At 62.1% G+C, this 21,055-nt stretch carries 23 protein-coding genes and 1 tRNA gene; 8 read left to right on the forward strand and 16 right to left on the reverse strand.

Annotated features, from left to right (window positions below; translation table 11 throughout):
* Nucleotides 1-97 precede the first annotated feature (97 nt).
* The 6 genes from ACL9RJ_RS22740 (at nucleotide 98) to ACL9RJ_RS22765 (ending at nucleotide 6,980) form a co-directional block, all read left to right on the forward strand.
* Entirely contained in the window at nucleotides 98-778 is a 681-nt protein-coding gene (locus ACL9RJ_RS22740; protein WP_178990289.1) for a phytanoyl-CoA dioxygenase family protein, read from the forward strand.
* Nucleotides 779-864: 86 nt separating this feature from the next.
* Nucleotides 865-1,815, forward strand: coding sequence for an AraC family transcriptional regulator (locus tag ACL9RJ_RS22745; protein WP_178990290.1), 951 nt, complete (start codon nucleotides 865-867; stop codon nucleotides 1,813-1,815).
* A gap of 77 nt (nucleotides 1,816-1,892) precedes the next feature.
* The gene (locus ACL9RJ_RS22750; protein WP_017128244.1) at nucleotides 1,893-2,357 is read left to right on the forward strand and encodes a (2Fe-2S)-binding protein; all 465 of its coding nucleotides are present in this window, start codon (nucleotides 1,893-1,895) and stop codon (nucleotides 2,355-2,357) included.
* A complete protein-coding gene (locus ACL9RJ_RS22755; protein WP_177088371.1) occupies nucleotides 2,357-4,591 on the forward strand; it encodes a xanthine dehydrogenase family protein molybdopterin-binding subunit in 2,235 nt (744 codons plus the stop codon). The genes ACL9RJ_RS22750 and ACL9RJ_RS22755 overlap by 1 nt, the downstream gene beginning before the upstream one ends.
* A gap of 17 nt (nucleotides 4,592-4,608) precedes the next feature.
* The gene (locus ACL9RJ_RS22760) at nucleotides 4,609-5,961 is read left to right on the forward strand and encodes a c-type cytochrome (RefSeq protein WP_017128242.1); all 1,353 of its coding nucleotides are present in this window, start codon (nucleotides 4,609-4,611) and stop codon (nucleotides 5,959-5,961) included.
* Nucleotides 5,962-5,972: 11 nt separating this feature from the next.
* Nucleotides 5,973-6,980 carry an XdhC family protein gene (locus tag ACL9RJ_RS22765; RefSeq protein ID WP_103032798.1) on the forward strand — a complete coding sequence of 336 codons (1,008 nt, stop codon included), beginning with the start codon at nucleotides 5,973-5,975 and terminating at the stop codon, nucleotides 6,978-6,980.
* Between the two features lie 94 nt (nucleotides 6,981-7,074).
* Here ACL9RJ_RS22765 and ACL9RJ_RS22770 read toward each other — a convergent pair whose 3' ends face one another.
* The 10 genes from ACL9RJ_RS22770 to thrS all read right to left on the reverse strand — a co-directional run bounded on the left by ACL9RJ_RS22770 (nucleotide 7,075) and on the right by thrS (nucleotide 15,415).
* Nucleotides 7,075-7,719, reverse strand: coding sequence for a hypothetical protein (locus ACL9RJ_RS22770; RefSeq protein ID WP_017128240.1), 645 nt, complete (start codon nucleotides 7,717-7,719; stop codon nucleotides 7,075-7,077).
* Nucleotides 7,720-7,953: 234 nt separating this feature from the next.
* Nucleotides 7,954-8,030: transfer RNA gene (locus tag ACL9RJ_RS22775), tRNA-Pro, on the reverse strand.
* Nucleotides 8,031-8,119: 89 nt separating this feature from the next.
* Nucleotides 8,120-8,476: a MerR family transcriptional regulator gene (locus ACL9RJ_RS22780; RefSeq protein ID WP_017128239.1), complete on the reverse strand. Its 357-nt coding sequence runs from the start codon at nucleotides 8,474-8,476 to the stop codon at nucleotides 8,120-8,122.
* The gene (gene ihfA, locus ACL9RJ_RS22785) at nucleotides 8,457-8,759 is read right to left on the reverse strand and encodes an integration host factor subunit alpha (RefSeq protein WP_002553164.1); all 303 of its coding nucleotides are present in this window, start codon (nucleotides 8,757-8,759) and stop codon (nucleotides 8,457-8,459) included. The genes ACL9RJ_RS22780 and ihfA overlap by 20 nt, the downstream gene beginning before the upstream one ends.
* A 3-nt stretch (nucleotides 8,760-8,762) precedes the next feature.
* Nucleotides 8,763-11,144, reverse strand: coding sequence for a phenylalanine--tRNA ligase subunit beta (gene pheT, locus ACL9RJ_RS22790; RefSeq protein WP_017128238.1), 2,382 nt, complete (start codon nucleotides 11,142-11,144; stop codon nucleotides 8,763-8,765).
* A gap of 27 nt (nucleotides 11,145-11,171) precedes the next feature.
* Nucleotides 11,172-12,188, reverse strand: a complete 1,017-nt coding sequence (gene pheS, locus ACL9RJ_RS22795; RefSeq protein WP_017128237.1) for a phenylalanine--tRNA ligase subunit alpha — start codon at nucleotides 12,186-12,188, stop codon at nucleotides 11,172-11,174.
* A gap of 111 nt (nucleotides 12,189-12,299) precedes the next feature.
* Nucleotides 12,300-12,656, reverse strand: a complete 357-nt coding sequence (rplT, locus tag ACL9RJ_RS22800) for a 50S ribosomal protein L20 (protein WP_007905879.1) — start codon at nucleotides 12,654-12,656, stop codon at nucleotides 12,300-12,302.
* Between the two features lie 30 nt (nucleotides 12,657-12,686).
* Nucleotides 12,687-12,881, reverse strand: a complete 195-nt coding sequence (gene rpmI / locus ACL9RJ_RS22805; RefSeq protein ID WP_002553160.1) for a 50S ribosomal protein L35 — start codon at nucleotides 12,879-12,881, stop codon at nucleotides 12,687-12,689.
* A 60-nt stretch (nucleotides 12,882-12,941) separates the two neighbouring features.
* Nucleotides 12,942-13,493, reverse strand: a complete 552-nt coding sequence (gene infC, locus ACL9RJ_RS22810) for a translation initiation factor IF-3 (protein WP_177061863.1) — start codon at nucleotides 13,491-13,493, stop codon at nucleotides 12,942-12,944.
* The gene (gene thrS, locus ACL9RJ_RS22815; protein WP_017128235.1) at nucleotides 13,493-15,415 is read right to left on the reverse strand and encodes a threonine--tRNA ligase; all 1,923 of its coding nucleotides are present in this window, start codon (nucleotides 15,413-15,415) and stop codon (nucleotides 13,493-13,495) included. The genes infC and thrS overlap by 1 nt, the downstream gene beginning before the upstream one ends.
* 389 nt (nucleotides 15,416-15,804) lie before the next feature.
* On the opposite strand from thrS, the gene ACL9RJ_RS22820 reads away from it, so the two are divergent.
* Entirely contained in the window at nucleotides 15,805-16,104 is a 300-nt protein-coding gene (locus ACL9RJ_RS22820; protein ID WP_422765692.1) for a hypothetical protein, read from the forward strand.
* Nucleotides 16,105-16,398: 294 nt separating this feature from the next.
* Nucleotides 16,399-16,611: a cold-shock protein gene (locus tag ACL9RJ_RS22825; protein WP_003179963.1), complete on the forward strand. Its 213-nt coding sequence runs from the start codon at nucleotides 16,399-16,401 to the stop codon at nucleotides 16,609-16,611.
* A gap of 71 nt (nucleotides 16,612-16,682) precedes the next feature.
* Here ACL9RJ_RS22825 and ACL9RJ_RS22830 read toward each other — a convergent pair whose 3' ends face one another.
* From ACL9RJ_RS22830 to ACL9RJ_RS22855, 6 genes are all read right to left on the reverse strand, one after another.
* The gene (locus tag ACL9RJ_RS22830) at nucleotides 16,683-17,006 is read right to left on the reverse strand and encodes an I78 family peptidase inhibitor (protein ID WP_042936337.1); all 324 of its coding nucleotides are present in this window, start codon (nucleotides 17,004-17,006) and stop codon (nucleotides 16,683-16,685) included.
* A 169-nt stretch (nucleotides 17,007-17,175) separates the two neighbouring features.
* Nucleotides 17,176-17,481 (reverse strand): hypothetical protein, encoded by a 306-nt coding sequence (locus ACL9RJ_RS22835; RefSeq protein ID WP_017128232.1) that lies wholly within the window; start codon nucleotides 17,479-17,481, stop codon nucleotides 17,176-17,178.
* Between the two features lie 127 nt (nucleotides 17,482-17,608).
* On the reverse strand, nucleotides 17,609-18,637 hold the full coding sequence (locus ACL9RJ_RS22840; protein WP_017128231.1) for a nucleoside hydrolase: 1,029 nt from the start codon (nucleotides 18,635-18,637) through the stop codon (nucleotides 17,609-17,611).
* 28 nt (nucleotides 18,638-18,665) lie between these two features.
* Nucleotides 18,666-19,070 (reverse strand): D-ribose pyranase, encoded by a 405-nt coding sequence (rbsD, locus tag ACL9RJ_RS22845; protein ID WP_017128230.1) that lies wholly within the window; start codon nucleotides 19,068-19,070, stop codon nucleotides 18,666-18,668.
* Nucleotides 19,067-19,987: a ribokinase gene (rbsK, locus tag ACL9RJ_RS22850; protein WP_177088400.1), complete on the reverse strand. Its 921-nt coding sequence runs from the start codon at nucleotides 19,985-19,987 to the stop codon at nucleotides 19,067-19,069. Before rbsK ends, rbsD begins: the two co-directional genes overlap by 4 nt.
* Before the next feature lie 55 nt (nucleotides 19,988-20,042).
* Nucleotides 20,043-21,053: a LacI family DNA-binding transcriptional regulator gene (locus ACL9RJ_RS22855; RefSeq protein WP_178990434.1), complete on the reverse strand. Its 1,011-nt coding sequence runs from the start codon at nucleotides 21,051-21,053 to the stop codon at nucleotides 20,043-20,045.
* Nucleotides 21,054-21,055 lie beyond the last annotated feature (2 nt).

Consider the following 21,055-nt stretch of genomic DNA (forward strand, 5'->3'; position numbering starts at 1 on the left):
ATACCGTATTGGCATTCTGCGCAACATTGGCCGATGCTTTTGCCTAGCCGCAGGCCGCACGGCAAAACACGTTGCTGACAAGGGAATTGACGACGCAATGACTGACCGCGAACAACTCCATCGAGACGGCTATGCATTGCTTCGTCGGGCCATCCCGGCCGAGTGGCTGGCCGACCTGCGTGACGTGTTCGAGGCGGGCGTGAAGCCGCCGGACCAATGGCCGGTGCCACGTGGCATGGACTGGCGCCATTCGCTGCTGGACATTGACTCGAAGGTTCAGGCGGTGTGTCGCCTGCCGCAGGTGCTCGCGGTGGTGGGCGAGTTGATCGCCGAGCGCTTCTTTCTCTCCCAGGTGGAAGGCCGCGAGCCCCTGGCCGGTGGCGGTCACCAGCAGTTGCACCGCGATTTGTCGGCGCAACGACCGGGCGACATCGTCATCGCCCTGGCCTACTTCGACGATTATGGCCCCGAAAACGGCGCGACCCGTATCGTCCCCGGCAGTCATCGTCCCGAGCCGGGAAAATCGCCATTGGATTTCAATGACGAGTGCGGCTCCGTGCAGCTTGCAGGTTGCGCGGGCGATATCCTGGTGTTTGATGCCGACCTCGTGCACGCGGGCAGCCTGAACGCCAGCGGCGCCCATCGTCGCTCCCTGCTGATCAGCTATTACGCGGAGTCGCTGTATGCGTCGCACCTGGAAACGGCGAGCCTGCGAAACATTCGCATGGACACGCACGATCGGTTCGACCCGCCACCGTCCGTTGCCCCGCCACTCTAGCGTAATCCTCTTGAATACTTGCCTGATCCTCCGAGCATGCCGACCTATGGTTGGGAAACCCTGTGCGCGCGAGCTAGAGTCAAGACATGAAGGATTTAGCCGACACGCCCCATTCAAGCTCGCGCCAGGCATGGCACCTGGCATCGAGCATCGACCCGCACACCCGTGAGCCGGGGGATTTCCCGACGGCCATTGCCGGCGTGTCCGTCTTTCGCCGCGACCATCCGGCACCACCCGCGGTGTGCATGGTCGAGCCCAGCCTGGTCCTGGTCGCCCGAGGTGCAAAACAACTCTGGGTCGGTGGCGAGGGCTACGTGTATGACCCCTCGCGGTTTCTGATCAACTCGCTGGATCTACCCGCCAACTCCCAGGTGCTCGTCGCCAGTGCCCAGCAACCCTGCGTCGGACTGGTGATGAAGCTGGACGTCGCCATGCTCGCCGAGCTGATCGCCAAGGGCGGCCTGCCGTCGACACGCGACCGTGCCCAGGGCAAAGGCGTGGGGATCGGCACTATGACCGCTGCGCTGGAGGAAGCGATCGGGCGTTTGCTGGGGTTGCTGGATGAACCCGAGACGATTCCGGTGTTGGGCCCGCTGATCATGCGCGAGATCCACTATCGCCTGCTGAACAGCAACCAGGGGCCGCGGCTTCGACGCATGACCGCCGTGGATGGCCAGGGCTATCGCATCGCCAAGGCCATCGATTGGCTCAAGCGGAACTACACCGAAGCGCTGCGCATCGAAGAATTGGCCGCCCGGGTACAGATGAGCCCGCAGACTTTTCATCACCACTTTCGCCAGCTCACCGCCATGAGCCCGCTGCAGTACCAGAAATGGCTACGCCTGACCGAAGCGCGGCGGCTGATGCTCAGTGAGCGCCTGGATGTATCGCGAGCCGCGTTTGCCGTGGGCTACGAGAGCCCGTCGCAGTTCAGCCGTGAATACGCGCGGCTGTTCGGCGATACGCCCAGGCGCGATATCGCCCTGCTGCGCGGTCAGGTGTTCGAGACGGATACAGCGACATCGAGCACGGCATGACGCTTGATGGCGATGCGCTTCGCTGCCCATCGCCCCTTATAACAACGATACATCAACCGATGATCAGCGGGTTAGCCATGGAACTACGAATCAACCAGAAGAGTTATCAGGTCGATGCCGACGCCGATACGCCCCTGCTGTGGGTGATCCGCGATGATCTGGGCCTGACCGGCACCAAGTACGGCTGCGGTCTGGCGCAGTGCGGGGCCTGTTCGGTGCTGGTGGACGGCAACGTGGTGCGCGCCTGCGTCACGCCGGTGGCCGGCGTGGTCGGCCGCGAGGTCACCACGATCGAAGCCATCGAGGCGGATGAGGTGGGCAAGCGCGTGGTCGCGGCCTGGGTCGAGCATCAAGTTGCCCAGTGCGGTTACTGCCAGTCCGGCCAGGTCATGGCAGCCACGGCGCTGCTCAAGCACACCCCACGCCCCAGCGACGAGCAGATCGCCGCGGCGATGGTCAACCTGTGCCGCTGCGGCACCTATAACGCCATTCATGCCGCCGTGCACGACCTCGCGGCACAACCCGCGAAAGGAGACGCATGATGAGCGCGCACATCGATCCCCTTGAAAACGCCCTGGGCGAGCCGATCAACCTCTCGCGCCGGCGTTTCCTGGCAGGTACCGCCGTAGGCGCCCTGGTCCTCGGCTTCGGCCTGCCGCTGGGTTCGGCCAGGGTGCAGGCGGCCGTTGCGGCCGCCGAGCGCGGGACACAGGTGCCGGCATTCCTGGAGATCCGCCCGGACAACACCGTGCGTCTGCTGTGCTCGTTCATGGAAGGCGGACAAGGCACCTACACCGCCATGGCGCAGATCGTCGGCGAAGAACTGGACGCAGACCCCGCCACCTTTGTGGTCGACAGCGCGCCTCCCGGCGACGTTTACGTGGTGATGGACAACGGCATGCGCATCACCGGCGGCAGCATGTCGGTGCGCACCAGCTACCCGACCATGCGTCGCCTCGGGGCCCTGGCCCGGGCCATGTTGCTCCAGGCCGGCGCGCAGAAACTCGGGGTGCCGGTGGGCGAGCTGTCCACCGAGCCGGGCAAGGTGATCCATGCCGCGTCCGGGCGTTCGGTCGCCTATGGCGAACTGGCCGAGCACGCCATGGACCTGCCGGTACCGGATCCCGCCAGTGTAAAACTGCGCGACCCGAGCCAGTTCCGCTGGATCGGCAAGCCGGTCAAACGTGTCGACGCCTACGACAAGTCCACCGGCAAGGCCCTGTACAGCATCGACTTGAAGGTCGACGGCATGCTCCACGCCGCCGTCCAGCACGCCCCACGCCTGGGCATGACGGTCGGTGGCCTGCGCAACGAAGAACAGGTCAAGGCCATGAAGGGCGTGCACTCGGTGCATCAGTTGCCCGGCGCGGTGGCCGTGGTGGCCGAACGCTGGTGGCACGCCAAGCGCGCGGTGGAAGCGATCCAGGTCGATTGGCAGGAGCCTGCGGCCGACACCCAGGTACGGCCAATGCCCGCGGACTTTTCCAGCGATGCCTTTGTGCAGCGCCTTGCCGCCGAGCAGGGGCCGGGCCGCGACGCGGAAAATGAAGGCGATGTCGCCACCACCCTGGCCAACGCCAAAACCCGCGTCGAGGCGACGTACCACAACCAGTACCTCAATCATGGCCAGCTGGAGCCGCCCTCCGCCCTGGCGCGCTTCAATGCCGACGGTTCGCTGGAGGTCTGGCTGCCCAACCAGGCGCCCGACATGTTCCGCAACGACATCGCGAAACGTACCGGCCTTGATCCGTCCCGGATCACCTTGCACTCGCCCCTGCTGGGTGGCTTTTTCGGGCGCCATTTCCTCTACGACTCGGCCAACCCCTACCCGCAGGCCATTGCCTTGGCCAAGGCCGTGGGGCGCCCGGTCAAGCTTATCTGGAGTCGCGAGGAAGAGTTCCTGCGCGATGCGCTGCGCCCCATCGCCGCGGTCAGGTTCCGCGCGGCACTGGACAATGACGGCCTGCCCGTCGCCATCGAGGCGATCAGCGCCACCGAAGGTCCCAGCGAGGCCCTGGCGGGCAAACAGGGCGAAAAGCTCGACCCCACCGCCCTCGAAGGGTTGGCGGGCAAGTCCTACGCCATCGCCAACAAACGCATCGCCCAGGTCTACGTCAAGGGGCCGGTCATGCTCGGCTACTGGCGTTCGGTGGGCAATTCGCTCAACGACTTTTTCTACGAGGCCTTCCTCGATGAACTGGCCGACAAAGGCGGCAAGGACCCGTTCGAATTGCGCCTGCACCTGCTGCGCGGCAACCCGCGCCTGACTCACTTGCTGCAAGCCGTCGGCGAGCTGTCGGGAGGCTGGAAACGCGGCCCGTTCACCGCCGAAGACGGCACCCGACGCGCCCGGGGCGTGGCCATGGCGTCGCCGTTCGGCACCCAGACCGCGGTGATCGCCGAGGTATCGATCGACAAGGGCCAGGTCAAGGTGCACGACATCTGGCAAGCCATCGACCCTGGCAGCATCGTCAACCCCGCCATCGTCGAAGCCCAGGTCAACGGTGCCGTGGCCCTGGGCCTGTCCCAGGTGCTGGTGGAAGAAGCGGTGTATGTCGACGGCAAGCCCCGCGCGCGCAATTACGACCTGTACCCGATCCTGCCACCGTCACGCATGGCGCGGGTGCACGTGCGTATCGTCGAGAGCGGGGAAAAGATGGGCGGCGTCGGCGAGCCGCCGCTGCCGGCAGTGGCGCCCGCCGTGGCCAACGCGGTGGCGCGGCTGACCGGCCAGCGCATCCGCAGCATGCCCCTGAGCCGATACACCTTCGCCTGAACGGCGCCGGAGCCATTATGAAGAACAGCCGATTCGCAAGAACCGCTGGCTGGCTGGCCGTGCCGTGCCTGGTCGCGGCAGGCCTGCTGGCCTGGTACGTCACCCGCGAGCCGACCTCGCCCCTGGCAAGCGATCAGGCCGCCGAGGCCCGCTTCGACCCGGCCCTGGTCGCTCGTGGCGAGTACGTCGCCCGCCTCAGCGACTGCGTGGCCTGCCACAGTGTGCCGGGCGGTGCGCCCTTCGCCGGTGGCCTGGAGATGGCCACGCCGCTGGGCGCGATTCACACCACCAACGTCACTCCGGACCGCGATACCGGTATCGGCCACTATAGCCTGGCGGACTTCGACCGTGCCGTGCGCAGCGGCGTCGCTCCGGGTGGACGGCGCCTGTACCCGGCCATGCCCTACCCGTCCTACGGCAAACTCAGCGACGACGACGTGCGTGCGCTGTACGCGTTTTTCATGCAGGGTGTGGCCCCGGTCAAACAGGCCAATATCCCCAGCCAGATCCCCTGGCCGCTGAACATGCGCTGGCCCATCGCCCTGTGGAATGGCGTCTTTGCCGATACGGCGCCCTACGCGGCCAAGCCGGCAAACGATGCACTGTGGAACCGTGGCGCCTACCTCGTCCAGGGACCCGGTCATTGCGGCAGTTGCCATACGCCGCGAGGCCTGGCCTTCAACGAGAAGGCACTGGACGACTCCGGCACACCGTTCCTGGCCGGCGCCCTGCTCGACGGCTGGTACGCGCCGAGCCTGCGCGACGATCACAACACGGGCCTGGGGCGCTGGAGCGAGCCGCAGATCGTCCAGTTTCTCAAGACCGGGCGTAACCAGCACGCGGTGGTCTATGGCTCGATGACCGAGGCGTTCAACAACTCCACCCAGTTCATGAGCGACGATGACTTGCGGGCAATCGCCCGCTATCTCAAATCACTTCCCGGCGACCCCGGGCGTGACGGGCCCGCCTGGCAATACCAGGCGGTATCCGCCGCGACGCGCCAGGACACTCCCGGCGCCCACACCTATGTGACCCGTTGCGCTGCCTGCCATGGCCTGGCGGGCGAGGGTCAGCCCGAATGGATGCCACCGCTGGCCGGAGCCACCTCGGCACTGGCCGCGCATGCCGAGTCGGCGATCAATATCACCCTCAACGGCTCGCAGCGCGTGGTGGCGGCTGGCGTGCCGGATGCCTACCGGATGCCGGCATTCCGCGAGCAACTGTCGGACCAGGAAATCGCCGAGGTGCTGACGTTCGTGCGCAGCACCTGGGGCAATCAGGGTGGCGCCGTTGATGCCCAAGCGGTCGGCACGTTGCGCGGGCATACCGGTCCCGCCAGCAGCAGCCCCATCATCCTGCAGATGCGTTGAGCCTGGACATCATGGAGAGTATCGATCTGCTGGTCTTGCGCACCGCCCGGGACTGGCTCGGCGCCGGGGAACGCGTGCTGCTGGCAACCGTGGCGCGTACCTGGGGCTCGTCGCCGCGTCCCGTCGGCTCGATGATGGCCTTGCGTAACGATGGCCGTGTGGTGGGCAGCGTCTCCGGGGGCTGTATCGAGGATGACCTGATCCACCGATACACCACCGCCCATGGCGGCACGGGCCTGACAGACGGGCTGCCCGAAGTCGTGCGTTACGGTATCAGCGCGGACGAGGCCCATCGCTTTGGCCTGCCCTGCGGCGGCACCCTGGAACTGGTTCTCGAGTTCAGCCCGTCGCGACAGCAGCTCGATGAAATCCTGAACCGGCTCGATGCCGGCAGTCTCATTCGTCGCCGGCTGGCGGTAGACACCAACGAAGTGGTCCTGGAACCTGCCGCGATCCCTGAGCAGTTCAGCTTCGATGGGCAGTACATGACCAACACCCTGGGCCCCGGCTATCGCATGCTACTGATCGGCGCCGGCGCGCTGGCCGAATACCTGGCGACCATGGCGCTGTTCAACGGCTTCAAGGTGGCGGTCTGCGATCCTCGACCCGAGTACATGGAGTCCTGGGCGGTCGCCGACGTGGAGTGCATCGTCGGCATGCCGGACGATGTCGTCCGCGCCTTTTCCGTCGACCTGCGGACCTGCATCGTCGCGCTCAGCCATGACCCCAAGCTCGACGACCTGGCGCTGCTGGAAGCCTTGCAGGGCCCCGCCTTCTACATCGGCGCCATCGGCTCGCGTCGCAACAGCCAGTTGCGCCGCGAGCGGCTGATCGAGCACTTCGCCCAGACCGAAGCCTCGCTCAAGCGCCTGCGGGGGCCGATCGGCATCTACATCGGCAGCAAGACCCCGTCCGAGATCGCGGTGAGCGTCATGGCCGAAATACTGGCGGCCAAGAACGGTATTGCCTTGTCGAGCGAGGTCACGATCGACGTGGGCAAACGTGTGCATGAAGCGTGAGCCAGAACGCAGCCCCCTTGTCACACCATGGGACAGAGCAGTGATACCCCGCCAGCAAACCGGCGGGGTTGTTTGCTCAAAAAGCCCCGCCCACTCATCGAGCCGGACACTTCTGCCCCGACGGGGCCGTGGGCTTGAGCATGCTCGGAAGCACCAACCCCCGCGTGCCCAGACTCACCAGCTCATACGCCGCAAAAGGGCATTTCACCTGAGTCGTGCCATCTTTGGCGGTGACGCTATTGATGCCCATGAACACCTCATAGTTTTTACCTTTTTCAAAGGTAAAAACAGCGGCCTGCGCCGAACACTGCATATAGCTACTGCCATAGGTGCCCGCCTGCAGCGTTTGCAGCGCCAGCACAAATGGCTTGCCCGCCGGCACCCGGTACTCGGCCACGATTTCCGAATAGTTGCCTTCAGCCATTCTTATCGCGCCCAGGTAGTCACTCAGTTTCGGCGCAAAACGGGCGGGCATATCCAACTGCGGCGGCACCACGGGTGACTGCGGGTAGTTGATTGATGGCAGGTGATCGCCATAGAAGCGCCCCGCCCTGGCCAGGCCCTGCTCATTCCCCACACAGCCGTCGTACACGCCGCCCCGCACCTCACCATTGGTGATCACGCGAAGCTGGGCGGTGTCGGTACCTGGAGCCGGCTCGACATAGGGGACCCACGGCCGCATGCCACAGGCAGTGAGCAGGATCAGGCCGGCATACAGAGGAATATGCTTCAGGAACATGAGACCAGCCCCTCGCAAACGACAGAGACGGTATGGAGATGCGCCAGACGGGTAATGTGCATAGATCCCTCTACAGGTGTTTCAGGTGGGCGGGCTTCAAAAGTGACGCACATGAAAAAGCCCAACCTTTCTTCGGGCTGATGTTTTGATTTTATTTTGATTCTGTTTTGATTGTGATGCCGCAAAAGAAAACGGCTCAATCACCGTAAGTGCTTGAGCCGTCTACTAAATTATTGGTCGGGACGGAGTGATTCGAACACTCGACCCCTTGCACCCCATGCAAGTGCGCTACCGGGCTGCGCTACGCCCCGACACTGAGTAGCTGTGCTTTCAAACCTCTGAAAGCGATTAGGAATCTAACCTAACCTTTTGAATTTTGGAAGTATTATTTCCAAAAAATTTACTTCTTCAGTACCACCAGCACATCCTCCAGCTCGGAAATCATCTGGCGGATCAGCTGTTTGTACTGGGTACTGTCGTCCTTGGCCTCGTCACCGGAGAGACGCAGACGCGCCCCGCCGATGGTGAATCCCTGGTCGTACAGCAAGGCGCGGATCTGACGGATCATCAGCACGTCATGGCGCTGATAATACCGACGATTACCACCACGCTTGGCGGGGTTGAGTTGAGGAAACTCTTGTTCCCAGTAACGCAGCACGTGCGGTTTTACCGCACACAGCTCGCTGACTTCACCAATGGTGAAGTAGCGTTTGCCTGGGATCGGCGGGAGCTCGTCGTTATGACTTGGTTCCAGCATAGGCCTCAACTCGGGCTTTCAACTTCTGCCCTGGACGAAAGGTGACCACACGGCGAGCCGTGATCGGGATTTCTTCTCCCGTTTTTGGATTGCGGCCAGGCCGCTGGCGTTTGTCCCGCAGATCAAAATTGCCGAATCCCGACAGTTTGACCTGCTCGTTGTCTTCGAGAGCGTGTCTGATTTCTTCAAAAAACAGTTCGACCAATTCCTTGGCCTCACGTTTATTCAGACCCAGCTCTTCGTAGAGACGTTCCGCCATTTCAGCTTTCGTCAGAGCCCCCATACGTCACTTCCTTAACGTGGCGTTCAACCTGGTTTCAAGCGAGGTGAGGATATTTTGCGTCGTGGAATTCACCTCATCGTCATTAAGAGTGCGCGATGGATGCTGCCAGGTCAAGCCAACTGCAAGGCTTTTTCTATGCGGATCAATGCCTTTACCCTCATAGACGTCAAAGAGCCTGAGCTCTGTGAGCCATTCGCCTGCATTTTCTCGAATTACGTCCAGTACGGCACTGGCCGCCACGCCCTTGTCTGCCAGCAGCGCAAGGTCACGACGCACTTCAGGGAAACGCGACAACTCGCTGAATTTCGGCATTTTGCCCAGAGCCACTTCAGCCAGAACCAGCTCGAACACGAAGACCGGACGGTCGAGACCGAGGGTTTTCGACAATTCGGGGTGGATTGCGCCGATGAAACCGACCAGGCGCCCTTCCCGCTCGATGCGCGCGGTCTGACCCGGATGCAGCGCGGGGTGTTTGCCCGGCACGAAGGTGAACGAGTCCAGGGCACCGGCAAAGCCCAGCAACGCTTCCACGTCAGCCTTGACGTCGAAGAAGTCGACGGTGTCGCGCCCCTGTGCCCAGCCTTCCGGCAGACGGCTGCCGCAGACCACACCGGCGAGCATCGGCTCTTGCTTCAGGCCTTCCAGCTGACCGACGAAACGCAGGCCGCTTTCGAACAGACGGACGCGATCCTGCTGGCGGTTCAGGTTGTGCTGCAGCGCCTTGACCAGACCCGGCCACAAGGACGAACGCATGGCCGCCATGTCGTTGGAGATCGGGTTGGCCAGCAACAGCGGCTCGACGCCGGGGTTGAACAGTTCGAACTGCTTCGGATCGATGAAGCTGTAGGTGATCGCTTCCTGGTAACCACGAGCCACCAGCAGACGACGCAGCTCAGGCAGGTCGCTACGGGCTTCTGCCTTGGCTTTCGGGGCCAGACGGGCCTGCGGGTAACGAACCGGCAGGCGGTTGTAGCCGTACAGCCGCGCCAGCTCTTCGATCAGGTCGACTTCCAGGCTGATATCGAAGCGATGACTAGGTACTTCGACCTGCCACTGCCCCGCGCCGCTGGCAACAATGCCCAGGCCCAGGCCGGACAGCAGACGCTCAACCTGAGGAGCATCCATTTCCATGCCCAGCATCTGGGTGATGCGCTCGGCACGCAGGGTCACCGGGGCAATGGCCGGCAGATGCGCTTCACTGACGGTTTCGATGATCGGACCGGCTTCGCCACCGGTGATTTCCAGCAGCAGGCCGGTGGCGCGCTCCATGGCTTCACGGGCCAGTTGCCAATCCACGCCACGCTCGTAGCGATGCGAGGCATCGGTGTGCAGGCCGTAGGAACGGGCCTTGCCAGCGACGGCGATCTGGTCGAAGAAAGCGCTTTCGAGGAAGATGTCACGGGTGGTCGCGGTGTTGACGCCGCTGTGCTCACCGCCCATCACGCCGGCAATCGCCAGGGCGCGGGTGTGGTCGGCAATCACCAGGGTATCGCTACGCAGGCTGACTTCCTGACCGTCGAGCAGTACCAGCTTCTCGCCCTCTTCCGCCATCCGCACGCGGATACCGCCGTTGATTTCGGCGAGGTCGAACGCGTGCAGCGGCTGGCCCAGTTCGATCATCACGTAGTTGGTGATGTCGACGGCGGCATCGATGCTGCGCACGTCGGAACGACGCAGACGCTCGACCATCCACAGCGGGGTCGGCTTCGACAGGTCGACATTGCGGATCACGCGGCCCAGGTAACGCGGGCACGCTGCCGGCGCCAGGACTTCGATCGAACGCACTTCATCATGCACGGCGGGCACCGCCGCCACGACTGGACGAGTGACCGGAGCGGCATACAGCGCGCCGACTTCACGGGCCAGACCGGCCAGGGACAGGCAGTCGCCACGGTTCGGGGTCAGGTCGACCTCGATGCTCGCGTCGTCCAGGTTCAGGTAGACACGAATGTCTTCGCCCACCGGCGCATCGGCCGCCAGTTCCATCAGGCCGTCATTGCCTTCGCCGATCTGCAGTTCGGCTTGCGAGCACAGCATGCCGTTGGACTCGACGCCGCGCAGCTTGGCTTTCTTGATCTTGAAGTCGCCGGGCAGTTCGGCACCGATCATCGCGAACGGGATCTTCAGGCCCGGGCGCACGTTGGGCGCGCCACAGACGACCTGGAAGGTCTCCGAACCGTTGCTGACCTGGCAGACGCGCAGCTTGTCGGCATCCGGGTGCTGTTCGGTGCTGAGCACCTCGCCGACGATCACGCCGCTGAAGGCACCGGCGGCCGGGGTCACGCTATCGACCTCGAGGCCGGCCATCGACAGACGAGCAACCAGCTCGTCGCGGCTCACCTGCGGGCTTACCCAGCCGCGCAGCCATTGTTCACTGAATTTCATCCTGTTCTCCTAATAGATTCGTTACGACTAGCGAAATTGCGCGAGGAACCGCAAGTCGTTGTCGAAGAACAGACGCAAGTCGTTCACGCCGTAACGCAGCATGGCCAGACGCTCGACGCCCATGCCGAAGGCAAAGCCCTGGAACTCTTCCGGATCGATGCCGGACATGCGCAGCACGTTCGGGTGCACCATGCCGCAGCCCATGACTTCCAGCCAGCCGGTCTGCTTGCAGACGCGACAGCCTTTGCCACTGCACATCACGCATTCCATGTCGACTTCAGCGGACGGCTCGGTGAATGGGAAGTACGAAGGACGGAAACGCACCGCCAGCTCTTTCTCGAAGAACACCCGCAGGAACTCTTCGATGGTGCCTTTGAGATCGGCGAAATTGATGTCGCGATCGACCAGCAGGCCTTCGACCTGGTGGAACATCGGCGAGTGGGTGATATCGGAGTCGCTACGATACACACGGCCTGGGCAGACGATGCGGATCGGCGGCTTCTGCGATTCCATGGTGCGGACCTGTACCGGCGAGGTGTGGGTGCGCAACAGCATGTTCGCGTTGAAATAGAAGGTGTCATGCATCGACCGGGCCGGGTGATGGCCTGGGATGTTGAGCGCTTCGAAGTTGTGGTAATCGTCTTCCACCTCGGGACCTTCGGCGATGCCGTAGCCGATGCGGGTGAAGAATTGTTCGACGCGTTCCAGAGTCCGGGTAACCGGATGCAGACCGCCCGAGGTCTGGCCGCGGCCAGGCAGGGTCACGTCAATGGACTCGGCGGCGAGTCTGGCAGCCAGATCCGCCTCCTCGAACGACGCCTTGCGCGCATTGAGAACCTCTGTGACACGTTCCTTGGCAACGTTGATCAGGGCGCCGACTTGCGGACGCTCTTCTGCCGGCAGGCTCCCCAGGGTCTTCATCACCTGAGTCAGCTCGCCCTTCTTGCCAAGGTAGTGAACCCGGATTTGCTCCAGGGCATTGATGTCTTCAGCGCTTTGCACAGCCTCAAGTGCTTGAGAGACCAGTGCGTCCAGGTTTTCCATGTACAGACTCCAGATACGAAATAGGGGAAGAGCTTTAAGGCTCTTCCCCTATTTACTGACGTTTAACACCCGAACCCGCAAAGGCGAACCCGGGTGATTGTCGGGGGGTACTTAAGCCAAGGTGGCTTTAGCTTTCTCGACAATCGCAGCAAACGCCGCTTTTTCGTTCACTGCCAGATCAGCCAGAACCTTACGGTCGATCTCGATGGACGCTTTTTTCAGGCCGGCGATGAAACGGCTGTAGGACAGACCGTTGATACGAGCACCAGCGTTGATACGAGCGATCCACAGAGCGCGGAACTGACGCTTTTTCTGACGACGGTCACGGTAGGCGTATTGGCCTGCCTTGATTACCGCTTGCTTGGCAACACGGAATACGCGCGAGCGAGCGCCGTAGTAGCCTTTAGCAAGTTTCAGAATTTTTTTGTGACGTTTACGGGCAATGACGCCACGCTTTACACGAGCCATGAGTTACTTCCTCTATTCTTGATCCAAAAATTAACGAAGGCGCAGCATGCGCTCGACTTTTGCCACGTCAGACGGATGCAGCAAGCTGCTACCGCGCAGTTGACGCTTACGCTTGGTCGACATTTTGGTCAGGATGTGGCTCTTGAAAGCGTGCTTGTGCTTGATACCGTTAGCAGTTTTCAGAAACCGCTTAGCAGCACCACTTTTAGTTTTCATCTTTGGCATGTTCGGATACTCCGCATTCAGTTGATAAACATAACCGCAAGGCCTGCCGTGCCCTGGTGGTTACTTCTTCTTTTTCGGGGCGATGACCATAATAAGCTGGCGTCCTTCCATCTTAGGATGCTGTTCGACCGAACCGTACTCGAGCAGGTCACCTTCAACCCGCTTGAGGAGTTCCATCCCCAGCTCCTGGTGGGCCATCTCACGACCGCGGAATCTCAAGGAAACCTTGGCCCTGTCCCCATCACTCAGGAAACGTACCAGGTTGCGCAGTTTTACCTGGTAATCCCCTTCCTCCGTCCCTGGACGAAACTTGATTTCTTTAACCTGCACTTGCTTCTGGTTTTTCTTCGCAGCAGCAATTTGCTTTTTCTTTTCGAAAATCGACTTGCCGTAGTCCATCACCCGGCAGACGGGTGGCACTGCATCGGCGGAAATCTCCACCAGATCCAGCTTGGCTTCTTCAGCAATCCGAAGCGCTTCATCAATCGAGACGATGCCAATCTGCTCGCCATCAGCGCCAATTAACCGAACCTCGCGTGCCGAGATATTCTCGTTGATCGGGGCCTTCGGTGCAGCTCGTTTATCTTGTCTCATTTCACGCTTAATAATAATTACTCCGAATCTGGGCGACCACGCCGGGAAACCGCTTGCGCGAGGAACTCGGCGAACTGGGCGACGGGCATCGAGCCCAGGTCAGCACCTTCACGAGTACGCACAGCGACAGTCTGCATCTCGACTTCCCGATCTCCGATAACCAAAAGATAGGGAACCTTGAGCAAAGTATGCTCGCGGATTTTAAAGCCGATCTTTTCATTTCTCAAGTCGGACTTGGCACGAAATCCGCTTTCGGCCAGAGTTTTTTCCACTTCGAGGGCGAAATCAGCCTGCTTGTCCGTGATATTCATGATCACGGCCTGGGTTGGCGCCAGCCACGCGGGGAACGCGCCCTCGTAGTGCTCGATCAGAATTCCGACGAAACGCTCGAACGAACCAAGGATCGCCCGGTGCAACATCACCGGGTGCTTGCGGCTGTTGTCTTCGGACACGTATTCGGCGCCGAGACGGATAGGCAGGTTGAAATCGAGCTGCAGGGTACCACACTGCCAGACGCGACCGAGACAGTCCTTCAGGGAAAACTCGATCTTCGGACCATAGAAGGCGCCCTCGCCCGGCTGCAGGTCATACGGCAGGCCCGCGCTGTCGAGTGCCGCGGCCAGGGCATTTTCAGCCCGATCCCACAACTCGTCGGAACCCACGCGCTTTTCCGGACGGGTGGACAGCTTCATCTCGATGTCCTTGAAGCCGAAGTCGGCATAGACATCCATGGTCAGCTTGATGAACGCGGCGGATTCGGCCTGCATCTGCTCTTCGGTGCAGAAGATATGGGCATCGTCCTGGGTGAAGGCGCGCACGCGCATGATGCCGTGCAGCGCACCCGACGGCTCGTTGCGGTGGCAGGCACCGAACTCGGCCAGGCGCATCGGCAGCTCGCGGTAGCTCTTCAAGCCCTGGTTGAACACCTGCACGTGGCATGGGCAGTTCATCGGCTTGATGGCGTAGTCGCGGCTTTCCGACTCGGTGGTGAACATGTTCTCGGCGTAGTTGGCCCAGTGCCCGGACTTCTCCCACAGGGAGCGATCGACCACTTGCGGGGTCTTGATCTCCAGGTAGCCGTTGTCACGCTGCACCTTGCGCATGTACTGCTCGAGCACCTGGTACAGGGTCCAGCCGTTCGGGTGCCAGAACACCATGCCCGGCGCTTCTTCCTGGGTATGGAACAGGCCCAGGCGCTTGCCGATCTTGCGGTGGTCGCGTTTTTCCGCTTCCTCGATGCGCTGGATGTAGGCAGCCAGCTGCTTCTTGTCCGCCCAGGCGGTGCCGTAGACGCGCTGCAGTTGCTCGTTCTTGGCGTCGCCGCGCCAGTAGGCACCGGACAGCTTGGTCAGTTTGAACGACTTCAGGAAGCGCGTGTTCGGCACGTGCGGGCCACGGCACATGTCGACGTATTCTTCGTGATAGTACAGGCCCATGGCCTGCTCATTCGGCATGTCTTCGACCAGGCGCAGCTTGTAGTCCTCGCCACGCTGGGTGAACACGTCGATCACTTCGGCGCGCGGCGTGACCTTCTTGATCACGTCGTAGTCTTTTTCGATCAGCAGCTGCATGCGCTGCTCGATCGCGGCCAGGTCGTCCGGGGTGAAAGGACGCTCATAGGCGATGTCGTAGTAGAAACCTTCGTCGATGACCGGACCGATCACCATCTTGGCCGTCGGATACAGCTGCTTGACCGCATGACCGACCAGGTGGGCGCAAGAGTGGCGAATGATCTCCAGCCCCTCTTCATCCTTGGGCGTGATGATCTGCAGCGTGGCGTCGGCGTCGATCAGGTCACAGGCATCGACCAGCTTGCCGTTGACCTTGCCGGCCACGGTGGCCTTGGCCAGGCCGGCACCGATGGATGCGGCGACGTCGGCGACGGAAACCGGATGATCGAACGAACGTTGACTGCCGTCGGGAAGAGTAATAGTGGGCATGGCGCCTCCTCTCCTAGTGGTGACCCCTACCAAAGGTCACGTGGGTTGGGATGAGCAGCCAGTACATGATCCGTCCAGCCGTTCAGTGAAGAACGCCTGCCGCACAGTGGCAGGAGCCGCAAGGCCAACCGGAAAACGAACCACCGTGACTGGAGTTCAAGAAAAAGGGTTGATGGCGGGGCATCAGTCGGGTGCAACCCGCACCGACGCCGGAAATAGCCAGGTCGGGGATGCTAGCACAGATGAACGGTCATCGCCTCGCCTGACGCACAAACTGCTAAAGTCCGCAGGTTTTGCAGCCCGGGTGAACTTGAATTGCACTCTCGCCCTCAAATACAGGGCAAGCGCTACCCAGCCCGTCGTTTTTTTATCCAGAGGAGTATTCGAACATGCGCCTGACTCATCTTTTTGCCTTTGCCGCCCCCGCCCTCCTGCTGCTGCCGTTGAGCGCCCACGCGGATTGGCCCGCCGGCCAGCGCGAGGCCTACATGAAAGACTGTACCGCCGCCGCCAGCAAGAGCGTCCCGGTCAATGTCGCGCAGCAACATTGCGCCTGTGGTGCCGACAGGCTCAAGGAGAAGTTCACCACCGAGCAGATCAGCCAACTGATGGACACGAAAAAAGAACCGAGTAAAGAGCTCAAGACCGATGCCCTGAACGCCATTGCCGCCTGCCGCGTCGTCAAATAGCCCCTGAAACAGGGACGTTTGTGAGGCCTTCAGGGCTGAAAACAGCCTGAAAAACAGCTTTTTCACACATTTTATGCAGCTTTTACGGCTTTTTTTATCACCGCCATTTTTACCTGCAGGCCTTTTAAACCGGGCCTCTCAGACAAACACAGCGGTAAAGAAAGCGCGACTGATTGGCAATCCGCCGCTGCGGGGGGCTCCCAAGTCGAACATTTCGACTATGATAGGCCAGTGTGCCCAGTTGGCCTGAGCAGCACAGTACTACTGAAAATATATGTTTCTTGGAGATACACCATGTCTAATCGCCAAACCGGCACCGTAAAATGGTTCAACGATGAAAAAGGCTTCGGCTTCATCACTCCTCAAGGTGGCGGTGACGACCTGTTCGTACACTTCAAAGCTATCGAAAGCGACGGTTTCAAAAGCCTGAAAGAAGGCCAGACCGTTTCCTTCGTGGCTGAGAAAGGCCAAAAGGGTATGCAAGCTGCACAGGTTCGTCCGGAGTAAGTTTCCGCGAACTGAAAAAACCCCGTCCATGTGGCGGGGTTTTTTATGGGCGCTACAAAACCGTCGGCCGATCAGCCACAGTTGACCCGCTCGACCTTGCCGGTGCTGTCGACATTGAGGTTCAGCCGGTCGGAACGGTACTCCAGCGTGACCATGTCATCCGGCCCGAGGATGCGGGCGCTTTGTGCGCCACTGCGGCTGCGCGCCTGCTCCAGCAGTTCGGCAGAGACCTGCTTGCCGATCGTGAACTCGGCGCCTTTGGCTTCACAACGGCCGCTGCCATTGCCGCTCTCGCCGGCAGGCGCACTGGCTGCCGGCGCGGAACCACTGTTCGCGCAACCCGCCAGGACCGACATGGCGAACAACGCCCCCAAAGATGCAAGCTTCCAAGGCATGAAGCCTCCTTTCAGAAAATAAGTAGAGTGCGTGCGACCGCCGTTTACGCCATTGGTTGCATGCCGAATGATCGTTGGCCTGATTCCTACGGCAACGCAGGACAAGTCTGCCTGAGCCACCGACTCACCTGCACAATGAATCGTGACTGAATATGAACGAATTGTTGAGTCAGTAGATGTCGATGTAGTCGAACGGCGGGTTGGGCCAGTTCTCCTTCAACGCATTGAAGATCTGCATGACCCAGACCTCGTCACTGGCCGCGACGTTGCCGACATAACCCGAGCCGGCCGCCCAGGTTTCCAGCCGGAACAGCAGGCCGTCGATATCCTGCCCACCGACCACGCCGGAGGACAGGTAGGCGATGCCGGAACGGGTCACGCGCAACTGGGTGTGCACGTCATCGCTGGCCGAAGCGAGCAGTTGGCGCACAGCGTCGAGGGTCAGGTTGGCGGGGTTGTTCAGGTCGATCTGCACGGGCGGGTTCCAGAAAAAACAAAACCCGAGTTTGGCATGCGACCGGCCCTTGTGCCCAGTCGCCGCGAGCGGTTTGATCGCCCCCGGGCTACGGGTTGCCGCGCCTGGGAACAATCAGTGCCGGGTGTTACTTCAGGCGGGCCAGGCGCGCCGTCAGCAGGTCGAAGAAGCCCTGGGCGTCGCCGTTCTCGACCCAGAACACGTTCTTGTTCTGCTTCAGGCCGTCGTACCAGTCGACGATGGTCTGGCCGAAGGTCGGGCCTTCACGGCTGTCGACCACCATGTTGACCTGGCGCCCGCTGAACAGCCCGGGCTTGAGCAGGTAGGCGATCACCGTGGCGTCGTGCACCGGGCCACCGGGAATGCCGTAGTGCTCCATGTCACCCTTGACGTACTCGTTGAGAATATCGCCGACCACCTTGCTGGCGTTGTTGTTCAACGCCGCGATCTTCTTCAGGCGCTCGTCGCTGGTGAGGATCTTGTGGGTCACGTCCAGCGGCAGGTAGGTCAGCTTGACCCCGCTCTTGAGCACCACCTCGGCGGCCTGCGGGTCGGCGAACAGGTTGAACTCGGCCACCGGCGTGATATTGCCGCCGTTGAAGTGCGCACCGCCCATGACCACCACTTCCTTGATGCCCTGGGTGATCTCCGGATCCTGGATCAACGCCAGCGCCAGGTTGGTCTGTGGCCCAAGCATGGCAATGGTGATGCTGTGGGGCTTGGCCGCGCGCAGGGTCTCGATCAGGTAGTTGACCGCGTTACCCTTGGCCAGGGGTGCCTTGGGTTCGTGCACGGTGACGCCGGAAATGCCTTCCTTGCCGTGGATGTTCTCGGCATAGATCGGCGTGCGCAGCAGCGGCCTGGGCGCACCGGCATACACCGGCACCTCCTCGCGCCCTGCCCACTCACGGGCCAGGCGCGCGTTGCGCGAGGTCTTGTCCAGGCGCACATTGCCGGCCACGGTGGTCAGGGCACGGATATGCAGCTCCTCCGGAGAAGCCAGGGCGAACAGCAGCGCGACCACATCGTCGGCCCCCGGGTCAGTGTCGATGATCAGGTCGATTTTTTCCGCCGCCTGGGCGCCTGTAGCAGTGAGCAAGGACAAAATCAGCAGACTCCGGAACCAGCGTTGCAAGATCTGAGCATAGCGGTGCATGGTGCACTCCTTGTGCATGGATTGGGATTTAAAACGTGACGCCGGCGACCAGGACGATGTTGCAGTACGGCTGGCATTCGCCGGTGCGCACCACCGCCCTCGCCTGGCGGCTGAGCGCTTTGAGCTCTTCGTGACTGAGCAACCGGCGCTGTCCGAGATCGCCCTGGGCATTCAAGGCCTCCAGGTGCTCCAGGGCCGGCGGGCGCTTGAGCAGGACCTCTTCGGCCAGCACATGGCTTTCTACCTGCATCTCGCTGAGCACGGTGCGCAGGGTGCTGACGAAATCCGGAATACCCTGGGTCAGGGCCAGGTCGATCAACTCGACACCCGGTGGCACCGGCAGACCGGCATCGCCGATCACCAGCATGTCGCCGTGGCCCAGGGAGGCGATCAGGCGTGACAGCGCGATATTGAGCAGCGGTGCTTTTTTCATGGCTGTTTGAAACCCTGTACGTCGGACAAATGGGGAATGGACGGCTGCGCGCCGGCGCGGGTGACCGACAGCGCCGCCGCGACCTGGCCAAAACGAATGGCCTCGGCTTCGCTCTTGCCGGAGGCCAGCGCGGCGGCAAAACCGCCGACAAAGGTGTCGCCGGCAGCCGTGGTGTCGAGTGCCTTGACCTTGGGCGCAGGGAAATGCGCAAAGGCCTGGCCATCGGCAAACAACGAACCCTGGGCCCCCAGAGTGATGATCACCTTCCCTGCCCCGGCCGCCATCAGGCGCGTCGCGGCAGCCTCGGCAGTCGCCAGCGAATCCACCGGCAAGCCGCTCAGGGCCGAGGCCTCGCTTTCATTGGGAATCAGGTAGTCGATGGCCGCATACCAGTCGGCCGGCAACGGCGCGCTGGCCGGCGCCGGATTGAGGATCACCGTCTTGCCCAGTTCACGACCGCGCTTGAGCGCATAACCGACGGTTTCCATCGGCACTTCGAGCTGACAGATGATCACATCCGCCGCCTGCAGCACCGCATCGAACCCCTTGAGCACATCGGTCGTCAGACAGCCGTTGCCGCCGGCGACAATGACAATCGCGTTCTGGCTGCTGGCATCGACCACGATCAGTGCAACCCCGCTGGACACGCCGTCCACCGCGGTGACCGCCCGGCAATCGATGCCCTCGACCAGCAAGGCATCGCGCAGTTGCCGGCCGTAGGCGTCATCGCCGACGCAGCCGACCATCGACACCTGGGCCCCCAGTCGCGCCGCCGCTACCGCCTGGTTGGCGCCCTTGCCGCCGGGAACCGTGGCGAAGGACTGGCCGATCAGGGTCTCACCCGCGCGCGGCAACCGCTCGGCCCGGGTGACCAGGTCCATGTTGAGACTGCCTATGACCACTACTTTTGCTTGCATGCATCATTACTCTTGAATTCAATTCGGTCAGATTCAGCGCTGCAGCCCCAAGGGCTCAGGCGAACCCGGTCGAGACCGGCGCCGTCGACTCGCGCAGGACGATACTCGGGATCACGATCCGCTGATCGATCGGCACCTGCGGCGTTGCAATACGTCGCAGCAGTAGTTCGGCCGCCGTCTCCCCCAGTTGCAGGATCGACTGGCCAACCGTGGTCAGCGCCGGATAGACATAGCGACTCATCTGGATATCGTCGAAGCCGATGACCGACAGCTCGCCGGGCACGCGGATATTACGTTCCGCCGCCGCCCGCAGCACACCGATGCCGAGCAAGTCGTTACCGGCAAAAATCGCGCTGGGCCGGTCACCGTCCAGCAACAGCGCCGCCGCCTGATAACCGCCAGTGCTGGTGAAGTCGCTGGCCACCACCCACTGGGCGGGCACCTTGACTTTCACCCGCTGCAACGCCCGGCGATAACCGGCCAGGCGCAGTTGCGCCACGCTGGTATTGTCCGGCCCGCCGATGAACGCGATCGCCCGGTGCCCCAGCTCCAGCAGGTGCCGGGTCGCGAGGTACGCGCCCTCCTCGTGGTCGATCCGCACCATGTCGGTTTCCAGGCCGACGACCCCCCGGTCGACGATCACCATCGGCGTGCGCACCGCCGACAGGCCGGCCGCGAAACTTTCGTCGCCGCCGGTGGACGCCACGATCAGGCCGTCGACGCGTTTCTCCAGCAGCACCCGCAGGTAGCTTCGCTGTTTGTCCGGGTCATCGTCGGAGTTGCAGAGGATCACGCAGTAATTGTTGCGCTCGCAGTAATCCTCGATGCCCCGTGCCAGTTCGGCGAAGTACGGGTTCAGGCTGTTGGGCACCAGCAGGCCGATGGTCGCGGTAGTCTTGGCCTTGAGCGAGCGCGCCACGGCACTGGGCACATAGTCGAGGGTGGCAATCGCCGCCTCGACCTTGAGTCGCACTTCCTCGCTGACCGGCCGGGTCTTGTTCAGCACATGGGACACCGTGGTGTAGGAGATCCCGGCCAGCGCAGCAACGTCCTTGATGGTCGCCATGG

It is taken from the genome of Pseudomonas sp. Mn2068 (genome assembly GCF_049319725.1).
GTDB lineage: Bacteria > Pseudomonadota > Gammaproteobacteria > Pseudomonadales > Pseudomonadaceae > Aquipseudomonas > Aquipseudomonas gingeri.